Source organism: Shimia sp., assembly GCF_022448905.1.
Lineage (GTDB): Bacteria > Pseudomonadota > Alphaproteobacteria > Rhodobacterales > Rhodobacteraceae > Shimia.
In genome coordinates this window covers 123271-140071 of record NZ_JAKVCW010000009.1, presented here as the reverse complement: position 1 = coordinate 140071, position 16801 = coordinate 123271, and the positions used below count along the sequence as shown (strand labels likewise).

The following is a 16801-nucleotide window of genomic DNA, read 5'->3' as shown; positions in this document are numbered from 1 at the left end:
AGGGGGGATTTGCTCAATCAGCCGCGCCCGTGTGGCGCGTCATAGTCAATCACCGGATTGATCGGCACAATCTGATGAGGATTGATGCTGGTGTGGCTGCGCAGATAGTGGTCCACGATGTGTTTGAAGTTCACCGTCTCCGCCACGCCGGGCACCTGATAGAGCTCACGTGAGTAGGCCCAGAGGTTAGGGTAATCCACAATCCGCTTCCGGTTACATTTGAAATGCAGGTGATAGACCGGATCAAAGCGGATCAACGTGGTGAACAACCGCCAGTCCGCCTCGGTGATCTGATCCCCCATCAGATAACGGTTCTGCGACAGCCGGTCTTCCAGCCACTCCAAAGTGTCAAACAACGGATAGATAGCGGCGTCATAAGCCTCCTGCGTGGTGGCAAACCCACTTTTGTAGACCCCATTGTTGAGCGTGTCGTAGATTCGCTCATTGACCTCTTCGATGTCCGCGCGTTGGCCTTCAGGCCAAAAGTCCAACTTGTTGCCGGTGAGCTCGTCAAAGGCGTTGTTGAACATGCGGATGATCTCGGAGCTTTCGTTGCTCACGATGGTTTTCTGCTGCTTATCCCATAGGATCGGCACGGTCACACGGCCGGAATAGGTCGGGTCCGCCTTGGTGTAGACGTTGTGGGCAAACGCTAGACCATAGAGCGTGTCGCCGGTTGCACCATGATCGTCCGTCTCAAAGGTCCAGCCCTCGCTGAACATATCGGGATGTACTGCGGACACGGTGATGTGCTCTTCCAGACCTTTCAGTTTGCGAAAGATCAGCGTGCGATGCGCCCAGGGGCAGGCGTAGGACACATAGAGGTGATACCGTCCGCTCTCTGCTTTAAATCCACCTTTGCCACTTGGCCCGGCACTGCCATCAGCGGTGATCCAATTGCGGAACTGTGCCGCCGAGCGCACAAACTTGCCCCCATGTGATTTGGTGTCATACCACTGGTCGGTCCATGTGCCGTCTACAAGCAAACCCATCGCGCATTCCTTTGTGTCTAAGTTGACTTCAACCTAAGTCAGCGTGTCTTCTCAAAAAACCAACACACACGCGCGAGTGTTGCGCGTATTTGCACATCCCGCTCGCCGATGACGAACTTGGCGGGGCCGCTAAGGAACCAGACTGTTTACGAAATCTTCGCTTGACCGGTGCACCATGGTGAGATGCAGTAAGACGAACGATGGAGAATCCCATGAGCACGTATTTTTCTGCCGAAGTGCAGGCCGGCTTTGATGCCGCGCGTAAAAAAGCGCTGAAACAGCGTCACCGCCTGCGGGTTGAGGCGGATGGTATGAGTGTCCGGGTTGTGCGTTTTCTGGACGATGGTTTTACGCTGGATGCCGAAACTGCGCCACGTCTGCGCGGGTTGGTCAACCTCTATGACGGCTCCAAACATATTTCGCAGTGCCTTGTTGTGGCGACCGACGAGGAAGATGGCGAAATGCACTATGAATTCAAACGCGCCACGGCTGTCGCAGATCAGGCACCGGTGGACTACTACCAGAGCGAACCGACCCCGGCCGGGTTGCTGGGTCGCCCCAACTAAAGCGCGATATTGGCAAAACAAAAGGGCGGGGAATTCCCCGCCCTTGTTGGTTTATTGAAGGTCTGCAAACGCCTCGGCCAATCGGGAGGCGGCTTCTTGCACGCGCGCCCGCGGGGTGGCGATGTTGAACCGCAGGAAGCTGTCGCCGCCTTTGCCGAAAGTGGGGCCGTGGTTCACACACACCCGCGCGCCTTTTTCCACCCGCTTGGTGAACTCTTCCCGCGCCATGCCCGTGCCGGAGAAATCCACCCAGCTCAGATAGGTCGCTTCCAATGACATCGAGGACAGTCCCGGTATGTCTGCAATCGCGTTGTCCAAAATCTTGCGGTTGCCGTCGAGGTATTCGATTAGCCCGTCAACCCAGGCCGCGCCCTCTGGCGAATAAGCGGCTTCGGCCATAAACAAACCAAAGCTGTTGGGGGACAGGCCAAGGGCTGCCTGACGCGCTGCAAATTTTGCGCGCAGCTTTTCATCCGGGATGATCACGTTCCCGGTCAGACCACCGGCGATGTTGAAAGTCTTGGTGGTGGCGGTCATCATCACCAACCGGTCCAGAATGCTTGGATCGACATTCACCATCGGGATATGGGTCTGACCTGGGTACACCAGATCGTGGTGGATCTCGTCGCTCACGAGAATGAGGCCATGGCGCTTACAGAAGTCAGCCACGCCTTGCAGCTCTTCACCGGACCATACGCGGCCACCTGGATTGTGCGGGGAGCAGAGGATGAACATGGTCTCATGTCCCTTCATCTGAGCATCCCAGGCGTCAAAGTCCATTTCATAGCGACCGTCGTTGTTCACGAGCTCGCATTCCACAACTTCGCGGCCCGCCGCCTTAATCACTCGTGCAAATGCGTGATACACCGGCGTGGTCAGCACAACACCATCGCCTACAGAACTAAACGCGTCCACACAAAGACCGGTGCCATTCACCAACCCGTGCGTGGTGAAAATCTCGTCACGCTCCACCGACCAGTTGTGGCGCTCTTTCATCCACCACCGGATCGCGTCGCGATAGGCGACATCATCGCCGTAATAACCAAACACCCCGGTGTCGATCATGCCTTTGACCGCATTGGTCACGCAGGCCGGTGGACGGAAATCCATGTCGGCCACCCACATCGCGATCCCGTCGTCCGCCGGCACACCATAGATTTTCTCCATCATGTCCCATTTCACGGAATGGGAGCCAAAGCGGTCGATGATCTCGTCAAAATTCATGGTGGGTGTCCTTTGCTTAACAACGCAACTGCACGCTACCGATTTGCGGCTCGCGTGCAACCCCGCAAGCTACCCCGTTGCGCAGAAGGCGCGACTGTCCTAGATGGGGGCCATGATCAAACCAATTCTCATTCACCCCGATCCGCGCCTGAAAAAGGTCTGTGCGCCTGTTGCCGATCTCTCCGATGATCTGCGCGCACTGGCCGAAGACATGCTGCAAACCATGTATGACGCGCCGGGCATCGGCCTGGCCGCGCCGCAGGTTGGCGTGTTGGACCGTCTGATCGTGATGGATTGCGTTAAGGATGGTGAGCCGGAACCAGTGGTGATGTTCAATCCCGAAGTGCTGTCGAGCTCAGAGGACCTCAATGTCTACGAGGAAGGCTGCCTGTCGATCCCGGAACAGTTTGCCGAGGTCACCCGCCCGGCTGAAGTGCGTGTGGGCTGGATCGATATGGACGGCAACCCGCAGGAAAAAGACTTCGACGGCCTTTGGGCGACCTGCGTGCAGCACGAGATTGATCACCTCAATGGCAAGCTCTTCATCGACTACCTTGGCCCAATGAAGCGTCAAATGATGATTCGCAAGTCTCAGAAAATGAAACGCGAGTTGGCGCGCGGATGAGTGTGCTGCCGCTGGTGTTCTATCCGGACGCGCGATTGGCACAGTCTTGTGCCGCCGTTGAGGGCGAAGACCTGTGCGGCCTGATCGCCGATATGTTTGACACCATGTACGCTGCGCCCGGGCGTGGTTTGGCCGGCCCGCAAGTCGGCGTGATGAAGCGGATTTTTGTGATGGATTGCACATGGAAGGAAGGCACCAAAACGCCCATGGCCTTCCTCGATCCAGAAATCATCGCCGCCGGCGCGGAGAACGACACTCTGGACGAAGGGTGTCTGTCCATTCCCGGCTTGATGGTGCCGGTTGTCCGCCCGACAGAGATAACTGTCCGCTGGAAAGATGCGCACGGCACGGCTCAAGAGCAAAGCTTCGACGGGTTCGAGGCCCGCTGCATCCAGCACGAAATGGACCATCTGGATGGACGTGTCACCCTCGACCATCTGTCAGAAGCGGCGAGCGCCGACATTCTAAAAGGATATGAAGCCCCATGACCGTTCGCACCTGCCTGCCGTGGCCTGACAAACGCCTGCGCACTGTCTCCGAGCCGGTGGACGAGATCACCGATGAGGTGCGTCAGGTGTGGGATGATCTGATCGACACCATGTACGCCATGCCTGGCGTCGGCATGGGCGCGAACCAGATCGGTGTGCTCAAACGTCTGATCGTTGTGGATGCCACCGAGGAGGGCAAATCTGCCGTCCGCATGGCCAACCCGGAAATCCTGCACGCGTCTGTGCAGCCGCGCGAACACGAAGAGGCCAGCCCCAATCTGGTTGGTGTTTCCGCCAAAATCTCCCGCCCCCGCGCCGTAACCGTGCGCTACATGGATGAAAATGGCGAGACAGTGGAGAAAGACTTTGTCGGTCTCTGGGCCACCTCCGTACAACACCAGATCGACCACATCAACGGCAAGATGTACTTTGATCACCTCAGCAAAACCAAACGCGCCATGCTGATCAAAAAGGCGCAGAAGCGCCGCTAAGCTCACGAACAGGAGACAACACCATGCGCATTCTTTTCATGGGCACCCCGGAGTTTTCCGTCTCCGTTCTTGACGCGTTGATTGACGCTGGGCACGAAATTGTCGCCGTCTTTTGCCAACCACCTCGCCCCGCAGGCCGCGGCAAGAAAGACCGTCCCACACCGGTCCATGCGCGCGCCTTGGAACTCGGCCTGACGGTGCATCACCCCAAGTCGCTGCGCACAGATGAGTCCAAAGCGCTGATCGCCAGCATTGACGCTGATGTCGGCGTGGTTGTCGCCTATGGTCTCATCCTGCCGCAGTATGTGCTCGACACGCCCACGCACGGATGCCTCAACATCCACGCCAGCCTCCTGCCGCGTTGGCGCGGCGCCGCGCCAATCCACCGCGCGATTATGGCGGGCGACAAGGAAACCGGCGTTTGCATCATGCAAATGGACGCCGGCCTGGACACCGGCCCTGTGCTGATGGAGCGTGCGCTAGAGATCGGTGCGGAAGAAACCACCGCACAATTGCACGATCGCCTTGCCGCGCTGGGCTCCACGGCGATTGTCGACACGCTGGCAGATATCACCACCCTGACCGCCACACCTCAGCCCGAAGCGGGCGTGACCTACGCGGAAAAAATCGACAAGGCGGAATCCCGCATTGATTGGTCCGCGCCTGCGGCAGAGGTGGATCGCAAAATTCGCGGCCTGTCTCCGTTCCCGGGTGCCTGGACCGAAATCGACGGTCAGCGGGTGAAACTACTGGCCTCACGGCTTGCCGAAGGCGCCGGCCCGGCGGGCACGCTGTTGGACGACATACTGACGGTGGCGTGCGGCGAAGGCGCGGTACAACTCCTGCGCTTGCAACGTGCGGGCAAAGGCGCGCAAGATGCGGATATCTTTCTGCGGGGCTTCCCGCTCACCAAAGGTCAACAGTTGTAAGGCGTCCGCGTCATGTTCTTTTCTTTCTTTGGCACTGTCATCATCGCCGGCATCGTTGGCTACCTGTCAGAGCGCAGCGGTTTTACGCGCAACGGATACATTCCCTCGATCATCATCTGCATCGGCGGCGCCTTCCTGTTCTTTATGATCAGCCGCATGTTCCACATCGGCTTCGGCAGCCCCGGCCTCAATGCCATTGTGTCTTCGGTTGGCGCGTTGATTATCGTTCCGACCCATTTTCGGCGATGAAACGCTTGATGTGTCAAGGCGTTAACCAAAGCTTGCGCAAAAGCCGAAAATTGTAGACGACCTGCGCGCCCTGCGGGTAGTCTCAAAGAAAGTGCCCATCAAACAGAGGCATGTCTGGTGTTGCGGTCCTCCACTTGGATCGGTCGCGCATCGCGGGACTTCTAAAAGACCAATAAGACAGCAGATCCGGCTGTCTCAACCGAGCAACAGGGTAGGGTAAACAATGGCGATTCCTGACACTTTGGCGATGCGGATAATGAATGTTGTCTGCGACAATGATCTGGGCGGGGACTTTTTGATGCTGGGCCGCCAACGCTGGATGGGCAGCCGTCGCAAACGCTCCGCTGCGATGTTTGCCGCCACGTTGGAAGAGCGGTTTCCAGACCTTTCTGAGGAAGATCTCGCCAATCCAAATGACGAGTATTCAGAGACCTTCTTTCACAAGATTGGGTTTGAAAACGTCGACAGCATGGATGTGTCCGATTTTGAGAACGCCACCATCGTGCAGGACCTGGCTGATTGGGTGCCCAAGAAACTGCACAAGAAATTTGACGTGATCTACGACGGTGGCACCTGCGAGCATGTCTTTGACCTGCCCACCGCTTTTCGCAACATCGACCGCATGCTGAAACCAGGCGGCGTGATGATTGGACACAGCCCGTGTAATGGCTGGATCAACCACGGCTTTTACCAAATCACACCGGAGATGGTGTACGGCTTCTGGGAGAAAACCCTCGGCTATGAAGTGCTGGAATGTGTATTGCAGCCCATTCTGCCGGTCTACGCTAATCGCGCGGTGACCACGACCAACCCTAATGAAACCGGCTCGCGCCCGCGCCTGAAAGGCAAACTGCCGGATGGGCCAATCATTCTGTCCTATGCAGTCCGCAAACCGATGAAGTCAATGCGCGGTGGCTCACGCAAAGTCTACCAAAGTGACTACCAACAACGTTGGTCTGAAAGTGCTGATCCGGACGTGGCGGCGCAGTAAGCGCCCCCGCCATTACTTTCCGGGCTTAAACGGGGCCATGCCCGCGCGGGCCAACTCGTCCGCGCGTTCGTTTTCCGGATGGCCCGCATGGCCTTTGACCCATTCCCAGGTCACCTGATGCCGCGCCTGCGCCGCATCCAGACGCTGCCACAAATCAGCATTTTTCACTGGCTTCTTGGCCGAAGTCTTCCAGCCGTTTTTCTTCCAGCCAAAGATCCAGCCGGTCACGCCGTTTTTGACATAGGTGCTGTCGGTCACCACCGTGATGGTGCTGGCCCGTTCCAAGGTCTCCAGCGCCATGATGGCGGCCATCAGTTCCATCTTGTTGTTGGTGGTGTTCTCCGCGCCGCCTTTCAGCTCGCGTTCCTTCACCACCGTGTCGCCGTCCTTGGCTTGCAACAACGTGCCCCAGCCTCCTGGACCAGGGTTTCCGGAACATGCGCCATCGGTATATGCAATCAAACTAGCCATGGGCCGTGAGTATGACAAAAGTGTCTTTACTACCAGCCAATCCCACAGCAGATCCGGTTCTTTTTCGCACAACCGTAAAGCCTGCCTCCTCCAAGAGGACTGTCAGTTCTTCGGCTTGATAGTAGCTGTAAAACCGACCCAGATGGTCACGGTCTTCGCCTTCCCCAAGCTTGGTGCCAATGTGGAACGCTCCGCTCGGCTTTAGGGCGCGATGAATACGGTTAAGGTGTTCAGGCATCGCGGCTTTTGGCGCATGCAACAAACTAAAGTTTGCCCAGATCCCATCAAACACGCCGCTTGCGTCTAGGTCCTCAAACACACCAACGGTCACATCCAAATCAAAGCGCTCTTTCGCCAATGCTGCCATCTCCGGTGAGGCATCCATGCCCTCCACACGATAACCGGCCTCTCGGATTTTCGCTGCCCATTGTCCCGGCCCACAGCCCAAATCCAATACCAAGCCATTGTCAGGTAATAACTCAAAGAACGCTGCCAGATCGCTGAATTGATCAACATCGGACTCTGCAACTCGTGCAAACCGCTTCGCGTATTCGCCAGCGGCTGCTGCGTAGACCGCCAATGTGCCTTTGTCGCTCATGCGCGTTCCATCGCGAGCCGTCCGGCCAGCGCCACAAAGATCGTGGCAAAGCTGCGGTTCAACCACGTCATCACCCGCTCACTGCCCAGCAGCAGGTCGCGGGCCTTGGCGGCAAACAGCCCATAAAGCACAAACACCCCAAAGGTCAGCGCCATGAACACGCCGCCCAGCAATGTCATTTCCATGGTCGCGGTTGCGGCATTGCCGCTCAGGAAAGGGGGCAGTAGCGCGAGGAAGAACACCGAGAGTTTTGGGTTCAAAATGTTGATCAACGCCCCGCGTCGCGCGATCACAAAACCTGCCTGCGCTTGACGTTCTGCCGTGACCGCCAAGGCTCCGCCACTGCGCACCGCCTGCCAGGCGAGGAACAGCAGGTACGCCACACCGGCAAATTTCACCACGTTGAACAAAACCGCTGAGGTATGCAGCACCGCTGCCAAGCCCAATGTGGCAGCCAACAGGTGTGGCACGATTCCGAAGGTACAGCCCAAAGCCGCCCAAAGTGCGGCGCGTGGCCCTTGGCCGAGACCCATCGCCAATGTGTAAATAACCCCGGTTCCGGGTGCGATCACCACCACAAAGGCGGTCACAAGAAACTGCAATGACAGCACAGTTAATTCCTCATCTCAGATACTTAAAAGACAACACCAATGGCCAGGCAGGCCACCACCACGGTGGTCAAAACCAGGCGCAGCTGCATCCACCATGGCGGGGTCAGACCCCACCTAAAAAAGGTGTAATCCAAAAACAGCAGACCGACAAAACCAAAGATCAGATTGGTGCCAGCACCAACAGGGCCGCCGCCGGTCATGAAAAATGCCCAAAGTGCGGGAATGGTCGACAGTGCATAGCCAATCGCGGCTTGTGCGCCGTCAGTTTTGGTTGCAAATCCCCAAAGCACGCCGGACATAAAACTCAAGATGACCGAACCATAGAAAAGCTGGACATAGGGCCCGACAAACCGCGGTCCCAGGGCCTTAGTACCCCACAAAGCGAGCTCGGCATTCAGATAGGTCAGCGCGCCCCACAGAAACGGCAGCAACCCGGCAAGCCCGAGCAATAGCGGTGCAGTTGGCACCCTTTGTTTGAACTGTCCCATGTCGTCCTTCCCTCCCCGCAATTGGTCCTCTCGGGGCCCTTCTCAAGTGACCCAAGCCTCAATCCCAGTGTTAGTGTTGTTTTGCCCGGTCTCATTGCTCCAAGCAATGCCCCGAGTACGTCCGGGTAGTCGCCTTGGATTTTAACCTGTAAGGGCGAGGCGATTGCTTCGCGTGCCATATGTGGCGCGCGCAGCCTTGGTGGTGTTTGCGGCGTTACAGTCTCAATTTTGCAGTGCTTGACCTTCCAGTGTGGGACCCCGTTAGAGCCGCGTCAGGACACTTTGAGGGCCGAGAATGACTCGCAAGACATTTGGCGTTTTGACTTTGGCAATGCTCGTGATTAGCGGCGTTGTCTGGCAGTTTTGGGTTGGGGCCTCTGCACCTGGCGTACGCCTGCCGTACGACCGCTCAGAAAGCATCGCACGCGGTGCTGTGATCTATGCCGACAATTGCGCGTCCTGCCATGGTGAAAATCTCGAAGGCGAACCCAACTGGAAGCAGCCTTCTCCCGAAGGTTTCATGCCAGCCCCGCCACATGACGAAAGCGGACATACATGGCATCATCCGGATGACGTGCTATTCCGCCTCACCAAACTTGGCACCGCCGCAGTGGTGGGGCAGGGCTATGAGAGCAATATGCCCGGGTTTTCCGACACCCTGAGCGATCAGGACATTCTTGACGTGCTGGGGTTTATCAAAAGCACGTGGCCACCGGAGATCATCGAGATGCACAACAGCACGAACGCGCCCGCCAACTAAAAAGCCGGAGCATTGGCTCCGGCTTTCACAAGTCTCTATGGCGACGGATCAGTCGTCTGCCATCTCCGACTCGCGGTTGTGTTCCGGAATCGGATCACGCGGCGGGCGGCCAATCACTTCGCGCAGGCCATCCAGCTCAATGAAGTTGTCAGCCTGACGGCGCAGCTCGTCAGAAATCATCGGTGGTTGGCTGCGGATCGTGGACACCACGGACACGCGCACGCCTTGGCGTTGCAGGCTTTCAACCAGCGGACGGAAATCCCCATCTCCCGAGAACAAAACGATGTGGTCCACATGTGGCGCCAGTTCCATCGCGTTCACCGCCAGCTCAATGTCCATGTTCCCCTTGACCTTGCGACGCCCCTGGGAGTCTGTGTACTCCTTCGCCGCTTTGGTCACCATGGTGAAGCCGTTGTAATGCAGCCAGTCTACCAGCGGGCGGATCGGCGAATACTCGTCGTTTTCCAGCAGCGCTGTGTAGTAAAAGGCGCGGAGCAGCTTGCCGCGGCGCATGAATTCCTGCCGCAGAAGCTTATAGTCGATGTCGAACCCGAGCGACTTCGCAGCCGCGTACAGATTCGACCCGTCTATGAACAGCGCAAGCCGTTCGTCTTTGTAAAACATCAAAATGTCCTTTCTAACTCTGCCGCGCCTGGAATGTCCCGTGAGTGAAAATTTGGAGTGAGCGTGACAGCACGTTCAAAATAGTCATATTTACGGGGGTCGCAAGCATTTGCGGTAAGTTCTGTCCAACTAGAAAATTAGATAGGGATTAAAGTGAGTAGTTTTGGTCTATTGGCTCTTGGCGGTAATTTGCCATCTCAATTTGGTTCACCAATTCAAACTCTGCAAGAATCTTTAATTCATTTGAACCGGAATGATGTTCATATTCGCGCAGTTAGCCGTTTTTTTCAAACCCCTTGTTTTCCTGCCGAGGCTGGCCCGGATTATGTAAATGCCGCAGTTGCAATTCACACAACGCTCTCTGCGGCGGAACTTCTCACGCAACTGCACAAGATAGAGAGCACGTTCGGGCGCGAGCGTTTGATCCGGTGGGGGACACGTCCTTTGGACATCGATCTGATCGGGTTTGAGTCGCAGGTGCTGCCAAATGCCTCAGCCTGGGCGCGCTGGCATGACCTGCCGCCAGAGCAACAGACGCAGGAGGCGCCGGAGGAACTGATTCTCCCGCACCCGCGTTTGCAGGACCGCGGCTTTGTCCTGGCACCGCTGATGGACATCGCACCAGACTGGAAACATCCGGTTCTAGGGCGCACTGTGGCTCAAATGTTTGGGGATTTGCCGGAATTCGCCCAGAAAGAGCCGCAGCCCCTGTGAATCCTGCTTGTCAAGGGGTACAATCCCCCTTACACACACGATTTCTGACTCGATCCATAACAAGTGGAGTGCCCGATGGCCCGCGTGACCGTTGAAGACTGCGTAGACAAAGTACCTAACCGCTTTGAGCTGGTGATGCTTGCGTCCCACCGTGCCCGCGAAGTGTCTGCTGGTGCCGCAATCACTCTGGATCGTGACAACGACAAAAACCCTGTGGTGGCGCTGCGTGAAATCGCAGAGGAAACCCAGACCGCGGATGAACTGCGCGAGCGTCTGATCGAGGCCAACCAGAGCCAGATCGAAGTCGACGAGCCAGAAGAAGACCGTATGGCGCTTCTGATGGGGTCCGAGCCGGACACCCCGCAAGAAGATGACATGTCCGAAGAAAAACTTCTGCGCGCCCTGATGGAAGCGCAAGGCCAGGGCTAAGGCCCCAAGCTATATGGGTGGGCGCACATGATCTCTGCGGACGATCTCGTAAATCTCATTCGCGCCTACAATCCCAAGACCAACGAAGACTTGATTCGCGCGGCCTATGACTATGGCCGCGAGATGCACGATGGTCAGTTCCGCCATTCTGGCGAACCTTATTACACGCACCCAATCGAAGTGGCCTGGATTCTGGCCGAACAGCACCTGGATGATGCCTCCATCATCACAGCGCTTCTGCACGACACCATCGAGGACACCAAAGCCTCATATGAGTCCGTCGAAGAGCTGTTTGGCGGCGAGATTGCCGGTCTTGTCGATGGCGTCACCAAGCTGACCAACCTGCAATTGTCCTCGTCAGAAACCAAACAGGCGGAGAACTTCCGCAAGCTGTTTATGGCCATGTCCAAGGATCTGCGGGTGATCTTGGTGAAGCTTGCCGACCGTCTGCACAACATGCGGACGATCAAGGCCATGCGCCCGGAAAAACAGGGGCAAAAGGCACGCGAAACCATGGACATTTATGCGCCTCTGGCAGGCCGCATGGGTATGCAATGGATGCGCGACGAGCTTGAGGATCTGGCGTTCAAGGTGCTTAACCCCGATGGTCGCGCGTCTATCATGCGGCGCTTCATCACGCTGCAAAAAGAAACCGGCGACGTGATCGAGCGCACGACGGCGGATATGCGTCAGGTGTTAGTCGATCATGACATTCCGGGGGAAGTCTTTGGCCGTGCCAAGAAGCCTTATTCAATCTGGCGCAAGATGCAGGAAAAGGATCAGGGCTTCTCGCGCCTGTCCGACATCTACGGCTTCCGCATCATCACTGACACCGAAGACAGTTGCTACCGCGCTTTGGGCGTGATCCATCAACGTTGGCGCGCTGTGCCAGGGCGCTTCAAAGACTACATCAGCCAGCCAAAATCCAACGGCTACCGCTCGATCCACACCACCGTGTCCGGCCGCAACGGGCGCCGCGTTGAGGTGCAAATTCGCACCCGTCAGATGCATGATGTTGCGGAATCCGGTGTCGCGGCGCACTGGTCCTACAAAGACGGTGTGCGGGGCGAAAACCCCTTTGCCGTCGATCCGGTGAAATGGATCTCCGGCCTAACCGAACAGTTTGACGCTGAGGAAGATCACGAAGATTTCCTCGAAGCGGTGAAGCTGGAAATGTATTCGGATCAGGTCTTCTGCTTTACCCCAAAAGGTGAAGTGGTGAAGCTGCCGCGCGGCGCGACGCCTATTGATTTTGCTTACGCGATCCACACCCGGATTGGCCATGCCTGTGTCGGCGCCAAGGTGGACCACCGTCGCGTGCCGCTCTGGACGCGGATCAAAAACGGCCAGTCGGTCGAGGTCATCACCGCCGAAGGTCAGATGCCGCAAGCCACCTGGCTCGACATCGCCAAGACCGGTAAGGCCCGCACCGCCATCCGCCGCGCGCTGCGGGAGATGGATCGGGACCGCTACGTGCGTCTTGGCGCAGAACTGGCGCGATCTGCCTTTGAGCATGTGGGCAAAAAATCCACTGACAAGGCGCTCGAACTGGCTGCCAAACACCTGCGCCTGAAAAACAAGGACGAGGTTCTGGCCCGCCTAGGCTCTGCCGAGCTGACCGCCCAAGAAGTGTTGCAAACGGTTTACCCAGACCTCGCTCCGGCAGAGACCGATGAGGTAGCTTCCGAACGGGCGGTGATTGGTCTGTCCGCTGACCAGAGTTTCCAGCGCGCACCTTGTTGTCAGCCGCTTCCTGGTGAGCGCATTGTCGGCATCACCTACCGTGGACAAGGCGTGGTGGTGCACGCCATCGATTGTGACTCGCTGTCCAACTACGAAGACCAGCCCGAGCGCTGGCTTGATCTGCATTGGCACGCGGGCAAGCACAAGCCGATCTACACGGTGCAGTTGCTGATCACGATTGGAAATGACGCTGGGGTACTGGGGCGACTTTGCACATTGATTGGCGAGAACAAGGCCAATATCTCTGACATGGTGTTTGTGGACCGGAAACCGGATTTTTACAGACTTCTGATCAGTGTGGATCTTGGCGACGCCGAACATCTGCACAAGCTAATGCTGGCATTGGAAGCGGAAACCGACGTGGCCGAAATCGAACGCTACCGAAACCCAGATTTGGTCCGCAGCCCGCTCGCGACCTGACGAACTCGAGGAACCTCCGTGGTATTTAAGCGCCGCGATAGAAGACCATTTCTCCGCATCATCGGAGAGTTTTTCTATCCCCGCGGTGGCTGGGGACGGGCGGCGCGCTACGTGCAGCACCGCCTGCACCGTTTGCCCGGGTCTGCTGAGACCATCGGGCGCGGTATCTGGGCCGGTGTCTTTACCACCTTCACGCCGTTTTACACCATGCATTTTGTGGTCGCCGCGCTCCTCTCGCGCATCCTTGGTGGCAATCTGCTGGCCGCCTTGCTGGCCACCTTCTTTGGCAACCCGCTGACCTATCTGCCAATTGGTGTTGTGTCGCTCAAAACCGGCCACTTCATCTTGGGGACGGAGTTTGAAGAGGGCGACAAAGGCACTCTGGCGGGGAAATTTGCCAACGCAGGCGCGGACCTCTGGCACAACTTCTGGGCCATGTTTAACGATAACGTGGCCGATTGGCATGGCCTGCGCATCTTCTTTGACGAAGTGTTCTACCCCTACATGATCGGCGGCATCATCCCCGGCATCATCACCGCCACCGTGATGTACTACCTCTCGGTTCCTGTGATCCGAGCCTACCAAAAACGACGCTCTGCCAAATTTGCCAAACGCATTGCCAAGGCCCGCGCTGTGGCCGAAGAGCAGGCAGCAAATGTGCAGCAGGACAACTGATCCCTTCGGTCAGGCTGAAATTGTATCCACACAAAAAACCGGTTTTCCTTGCGCCGCACTGCCCGTAGTCTCGCCGCAAATTTGATCAAACCTGTCTCGGAGGAATTGCGATGCTGCGCTTGGGAGTGAACATTGACCACGTGGCCACCGTGCGCAACGCACGTGGCTCGGCTTATCCGGATCCGGTGCGCGCGGCCAAACTGGCCGAAGAGGCGGGCGCGGACGGCATCACCGCTCACCTGCGCGAAGACCGTCGTCATATCGCAGACGCAGACATCGACGCGCTGATGGAGGCGCTCTCTGTGCCGCTCAACTTTGAGATGGCTGCTACCGACGAGATGCAGGCCATTGCCCTGCGCCACAAGCCGCACGCGGTCTGTATCGTGCCGGAGAAGCGCGAAGAACGCACCACCGAGGGCGGCCTCGAGGTGGCGCGTGAGGAAAACAAGCTGGCCCATTTCATCGCGCCTCTGCGCGACGCAGGCTGTCGCGTGTCGATCTTTATCGCAGCCGACAAGGCACAGATTGAGGCTGCCAACCGCATCGGCGCGCAAGTGATCGAGCTGCACACCGGCGCCTATTGTGATTTCCACTACGAAGGCCGTTTTGCAGAACGCGACACCGAATTGGCGCGCCTGACCGAAATGGCGACCTTCGCCCATTCCCTCGGCCTCGAAGTGCACGCCGGCCACGGCTTGACCTATGAAACCGTGCAGCCGATTGCGGCATTGCCAGAAGTCATGGAACTCAACATTGGCCACTTCTTGATTGGCGAATCCATCTTCCGTGGTCTTGATCCCGCAATCCAGGAAATGCGTCGCCTGATGGACGAGGCGCGTTCATAAGCAGAATAAGGGGGCACCGATGCAGCTAAACTTACGTCGCTACGCGCTTTTCTACAGTGCCATCATGTTGGGCGTGGTTGTGGTCGATATGGCTTTGGCGCAATGGACAAGCACGGACCTGCCTGCTGGCATGAGCGTTTGGCTGCCTGCCATCACTGCTGCGCAGGATCTGGGGATGCGCCACGGCCGTGATACAGAGACTGCGTTGCCGAAGGGCGCCGCTTGGCGACTGGCCTGGCCCCTCACCCTTGTTGCGACGGTCATTCAACTTCTCTTTGCCGGGCTGTCGATTGGCGTGATGACCGTCTTGGGGTTTGATGTGTTCTCAGTGCTTTCGGTGATCAGTCCCCCAGTGTGGATTCTGATCTTTGTGGGTTTGGTTGTGCTGGTCTACCTCACCAACCGCATTTTCCTTGGCATGGGCGTGCGCAATGGCATCAAAGTCGCCGCCAAGCTCCGGGCAAAATCATGATCACACCGGAGTTCATCGCCATCTGGGTTGCCTGGCTCATGGCAGGCGGCTCTCCCGGACCCGCCACGATGGGCATCGCCGGCACGGCTATGTCCGAAGGCCGCCGCCACGCCTTGGCCTTTGCACTGGGCATCCTTGCGGGCTCTGCCAGTTGGGGCATAGCCGCCGCGCTTGGCCTGTCCGCCGTGATGTTGGCCAACGTCTGGGTGTTTGAACTTCTGCGCTACGCGGGCGCTGGCTACCTCGGCTGGTTAGCCCTCAAAGCCCTCAAACGCGCGTTGGCCAAAGATGCCACGGCCGCCGCTGGCACCCCTTTCAAGGGCAGCTTCCAAAGCCTTTTTGCCAAAGGCGCAGCTGTGCACATCACCAACCCCAAGGCGATCCTCAGCTGGGCATCGATCTACGCCATCGTCGCCCCAGCCGACGCCACTCCGGCGACACTATTTGCCTATTTCGCGGCCCTGTTTGCAGGCTCCATCCTGATCTTTATCGGCTACGCCTTCCTGTTCTCGTCGCCTGCAATCGTGCGTGGATACCGCCGCGCCAGCCGCGCTTTTGATCTCGCCTTTGCGGGCTTTTTCGGCTTTGCTGGCTACAAAATCCTGACCGCGAGACTGCAATGATACGCCACTGCGTGATGCTGAACCTGCAAGACGATGCCCAAGAGAAACTGCTGCCTGTCCTTGAGGGGCTGGCGGCGCTTGTGGACACTTTGGAGGGATGTAGCGGTTTTGTTGCGGGGGTAAACCGTGACTTTGAGAGCAAGTCCCCCAACCATGCTTTCGGGTTCATGTTTGATGCCGAAGACGAGACTGCTCTGAATACCTACGCCGAACATCCACGCCACAAGCAACTGGGCGCTACACTGGTCAGCCTGTGCAAGGGCGGCGCGGATGGCATTTTGGTTTTCGACATAGAGGTCACGCCATGATCCTTGGCATCGGTACCGACCTTGCAAACATCGACCGCATCGCGGGGACAATTGAACGCTTTGGCGACCGGTTCAAAAACCGCGTCTTCACAGAGGTGGAGCAGGCCAAAGCCGAACGGCGCCGTGACACTGTGGGCACCTACGCCAAACGCTGGGCCGCCAAAGAAGCCTGTTCCAAGGCCCTTGGCACGGGGCTTGCCATGGGCATCAGTTGGAAAGACATGTCCGTTTCCAACCTGCGCACGGGGCAGCCGATCATGCACGTCACCGGCTGGGCCAAAGAGCGTCTGGACAAGATGACACCCGCAGGCCACGAGGCCATCATTCATGTCACCCTCACGGACGATCACCCTTGGGCACAGGCCTTTGTGGTGATCGAAGCCCGCCCAATCCAAGAAGAACCCGCCCAGTCGGGTTGACAGTAAGCGCCCGCGCCCGCATGTAATCTCAGACCAAAAATGGCTG

At 57.7% G+C, this 16801-nt stretch carries 24 protein-coding genes; 17 read left to right on the top strand and 7 right to left on the bottom strand.

The window, feature by feature from the left end; translation table 11 throughout:
* Positions 1-17: 17 nt before the first annotated feature.
* On the bottom strand, positions 18-992 hold the full coding sequence (locus MK208_RS12670) for a glutathione S-transferase family protein (RefSeq protein WP_294117033.1): 975 nt from the start codon (positions 990-992) through the stop codon (positions 18-20).
* Positions 993-1204: 212 nt separating this feature from the next.
* On the opposite strand from MK208_RS12670, the gene MK208_RS12665 reads away from it, so the two are divergent.
* Positions 1205-1558: a hypothetical protein gene (locus tag MK208_RS12665; RefSeq protein WP_294117031.1), complete on the top strand. Its 354-nt coding sequence runs from the start codon at positions 1205-1207 to the stop codon at positions 1556-1558.
* Between the two features lie 51 nt (positions 1559-1609).
* Here MK208_RS12665 and MK208_RS12660 read toward each other — a convergent pair whose 3' ends face one another.
* Complete coding sequence (locus MK208_RS12660; protein WP_294117029.1) at positions 1610-2782, bottom strand: MalY/PatB family protein; 1173 nt, start codon at positions 2780-2782, stop codon at positions 1610-1612.
* 112 nt (positions 2783-2894) lie between these two features.
* On the opposite strand from MK208_RS12660, the gene def (MK208_RS12655) reads away from it, so the two are divergent.
* From def (MK208_RS12655) to MK208_RS12630, 6 genes are all read left to right on the top strand, one after another.
* On the top strand, positions 2895-3407 hold the full coding sequence (gene def / locus MK208_RS12655) for a peptide deformylase (protein WP_294117026.1): 513 nt from the start codon (positions 2895-2897) through the stop codon (positions 3405-3407).
* Complete coding sequence (gene def, locus MK208_RS12650; protein ID WP_294117025.1) at positions 3404-3895, top strand: peptide deformylase; 492 nt, start codon at positions 3404-3406, stop codon at positions 3893-3895. The genes def (MK208_RS12655) and def (MK208_RS12650) overlap by 4 nt, the downstream gene beginning before the upstream one ends.
* Positions 3892-4386, top strand: a complete 495-nt coding sequence (def, locus tag MK208_RS12645; RefSeq protein WP_294117024.1) for a peptide deformylase — start codon at positions 3892-3894, stop codon at positions 4384-4386. The genes def (MK208_RS12650) and def (MK208_RS12645) overlap by 4 nt, the downstream gene beginning before the upstream one ends.
* 23 nt (positions 4387-4409) lie before the next feature.
* Positions 4410-5315, top strand: coding sequence for a methionyl-tRNA formyltransferase (gene fmt, locus MK208_RS12640; RefSeq protein WP_294117022.1), 906 nt, complete (start codon positions 4410-4412; stop codon positions 5313-5315).
* Positions 5316-5327: 12 nt separating this feature from the next.
* The gene (locus MK208_RS12635) at positions 5328-5564 is read left to right on the top strand and encodes a hypothetical protein (protein ID WP_294117020.1); all 237 of its coding nucleotides are present in this window, start codon (positions 5328-5330) and stop codon (positions 5562-5564) included.
* Between the two features lie 223 nt (positions 5565-5787).
* Positions 5788-6555: a methyltransferase domain-containing protein gene (locus MK208_RS12630; RefSeq protein WP_294117019.1), complete on the top strand. Its 768-nt coding sequence runs from the start codon at positions 5788-5790 to the stop codon at positions 6553-6555.
* 12 nt (positions 6556-6567) lie between these two features.
* Here MK208_RS12630 and rnhA read toward each other — a convergent pair whose 3' ends face one another.
* Genes rnhA through MK208_RS12610 form a run of 4 tightly spaced genes read right to left on the bottom strand, consistent with a single transcriptional unit; the run spans position 6568 to position 8723 of the window.
* Positions 6568-7026 (bottom strand): ribonuclease HI, encoded by a 459-nt coding sequence (rnhA, locus tag MK208_RS12625; protein WP_294117018.1) that lies wholly within the window; start codon positions 7024-7026, stop codon positions 6568-6570.
* Entirely contained in the window at positions 7019-7624 is a 606-nt protein-coding gene (locus tag MK208_RS12620) for a class I SAM-dependent methyltransferase (RefSeq protein ID WP_294117016.1), read from the bottom strand. Before MK208_RS12620 ends, rnhA begins: the two co-directional genes overlap by 8 nt.
* On the bottom strand, positions 7621-8235 hold the full coding sequence (locus MK208_RS12615) for a LysE family translocator (RefSeq protein ID WP_294117011.1): 615 nt from the start codon (positions 8233-8235) through the stop codon (positions 7621-7623). The genes MK208_RS12620 and MK208_RS12615 overlap by 4 nt, the downstream gene beginning before the upstream one ends.
* Before the next feature lie 23 nt (positions 8236-8258).
* Positions 8259-8723: a DUF3429 domain-containing protein gene (locus MK208_RS12610; RefSeq protein WP_294117010.1), complete on the bottom strand. Its 465-nt coding sequence runs from the start codon at positions 8721-8723 to the stop codon at positions 8259-8261.
* A 295-nt stretch (positions 8724-9018) separates the two neighbouring features.
* Here MK208_RS12610 and MK208_RS12605 point away from each other — a divergent pair, with 295 nt between their 5' ends.
* The gene (locus tag MK208_RS12605) at positions 9019-9483 is read left to right on the top strand and encodes a cytochrome c (RefSeq protein ID WP_294117009.1); all 465 of its coding nucleotides are present in this window, start codon (positions 9019-9021) and stop codon (positions 9481-9483) included.
* Positions 9484-9531: 48 nt separating this feature from the next.
* Here MK208_RS12605 and MK208_RS12600 read toward each other — a convergent pair whose 3' ends face one another.
* A complete protein-coding gene (locus tag MK208_RS12600) occupies positions 9532-10107 on the bottom strand; it encodes an NYN domain-containing protein (protein ID WP_294117008.1) in 576 nt (191 codons plus the stop codon).
* Positions 10108-10260: 153 nt separating this feature from the next.
* Here MK208_RS12600 and folK point away from each other — a divergent pair, with 153 nt between their 5' ends.
* The 9 genes from folK (at position 10261) to acpS (ending at position 16755) form a co-directional block, all read left to right on the top strand.
* Positions 10261-10821, top strand: coding sequence for a 2-amino-4-hydroxy-6-hydroxymethyldihydropteridine diphosphokinase (gene folK, locus MK208_RS12595; protein WP_294117006.1), 561 nt, complete (start codon positions 10261-10263; stop codon positions 10819-10821).
* 75 nt (positions 10822-10896) lie between these two features.
* Positions 10897-11250 carry a DNA-directed RNA polymerase subunit omega gene (gene rpoZ, locus MK208_RS12590; protein WP_168590999.1) on the top strand — a complete coding sequence of 118 codons (354 nt, stop codon included), beginning with the start codon at positions 10897-10899 and terminating at the stop codon, positions 11248-11250.
* 27 nt (positions 11251-11277) lie between these two features.
* A complete protein-coding gene (locus MK208_RS12585) occupies positions 11278-13413 on the top strand; it encodes a bifunctional (p)ppGpp synthetase/guanosine-3',5'-bis(diphosphate) 3'-pyrophosphohydrolase (RefSeq protein ID WP_294117004.1) in 2136 nt (711 codons plus the stop codon).
* Between the two features lie 18 nt (positions 13414-13431).
* Positions 13432-14088: a DUF2062 domain-containing protein gene (locus tag MK208_RS12580; protein WP_294117002.1), complete on the top strand. Its 657-nt coding sequence runs from the start codon at positions 13432-13434 to the stop codon at positions 14086-14088.
* 110 nt (positions 14089-14198) lie between these two features.
* Positions 14199-14933, top strand: coding sequence for a pyridoxine 5'-phosphate synthase (locus tag MK208_RS12575; protein WP_294117000.1), 735 nt, complete (start codon positions 14199-14201; stop codon positions 14931-14933).
* A gap of 19 nt (positions 14934-14952) precedes the next feature.
* Entirely contained in the window at positions 14953-15405 is a 453-nt protein-coding gene (locus MK208_RS12570) for an ABZJ_00895 family protein (protein WP_294116997.1), read from the top strand.
* Positions 15402-16028, top strand: coding sequence for a LysE family translocator (locus tag MK208_RS12565; protein ID WP_294116995.1), 627 nt, complete (start codon positions 15402-15404; stop codon positions 16026-16028). The genes MK208_RS12570 and MK208_RS12565 overlap by 4 nt, the downstream gene beginning before the upstream one ends.
* Positions 16025-16336: a Dabb family protein gene (locus MK208_RS12560; protein ID WP_294116994.1), complete on the top strand. Its 312-nt coding sequence runs from the start codon at positions 16025-16027 to the stop codon at positions 16334-16336. The genes MK208_RS12565 and MK208_RS12560 overlap by 4 nt, the downstream gene beginning before the upstream one ends.
* The gene (acpS, locus tag MK208_RS12555; protein WP_294116992.1) at positions 16333-16755 is read left to right on the top strand and encodes a holo-ACP synthase; all 423 of its coding nucleotides are present in this window, start codon (positions 16333-16335) and stop codon (positions 16753-16755) included. Before MK208_RS12560 ends, acpS begins: the two co-directional genes overlap by 4 nt.
* The last annotated feature ends 46 nt before the right edge of the window (positions 16756-16801 follow it).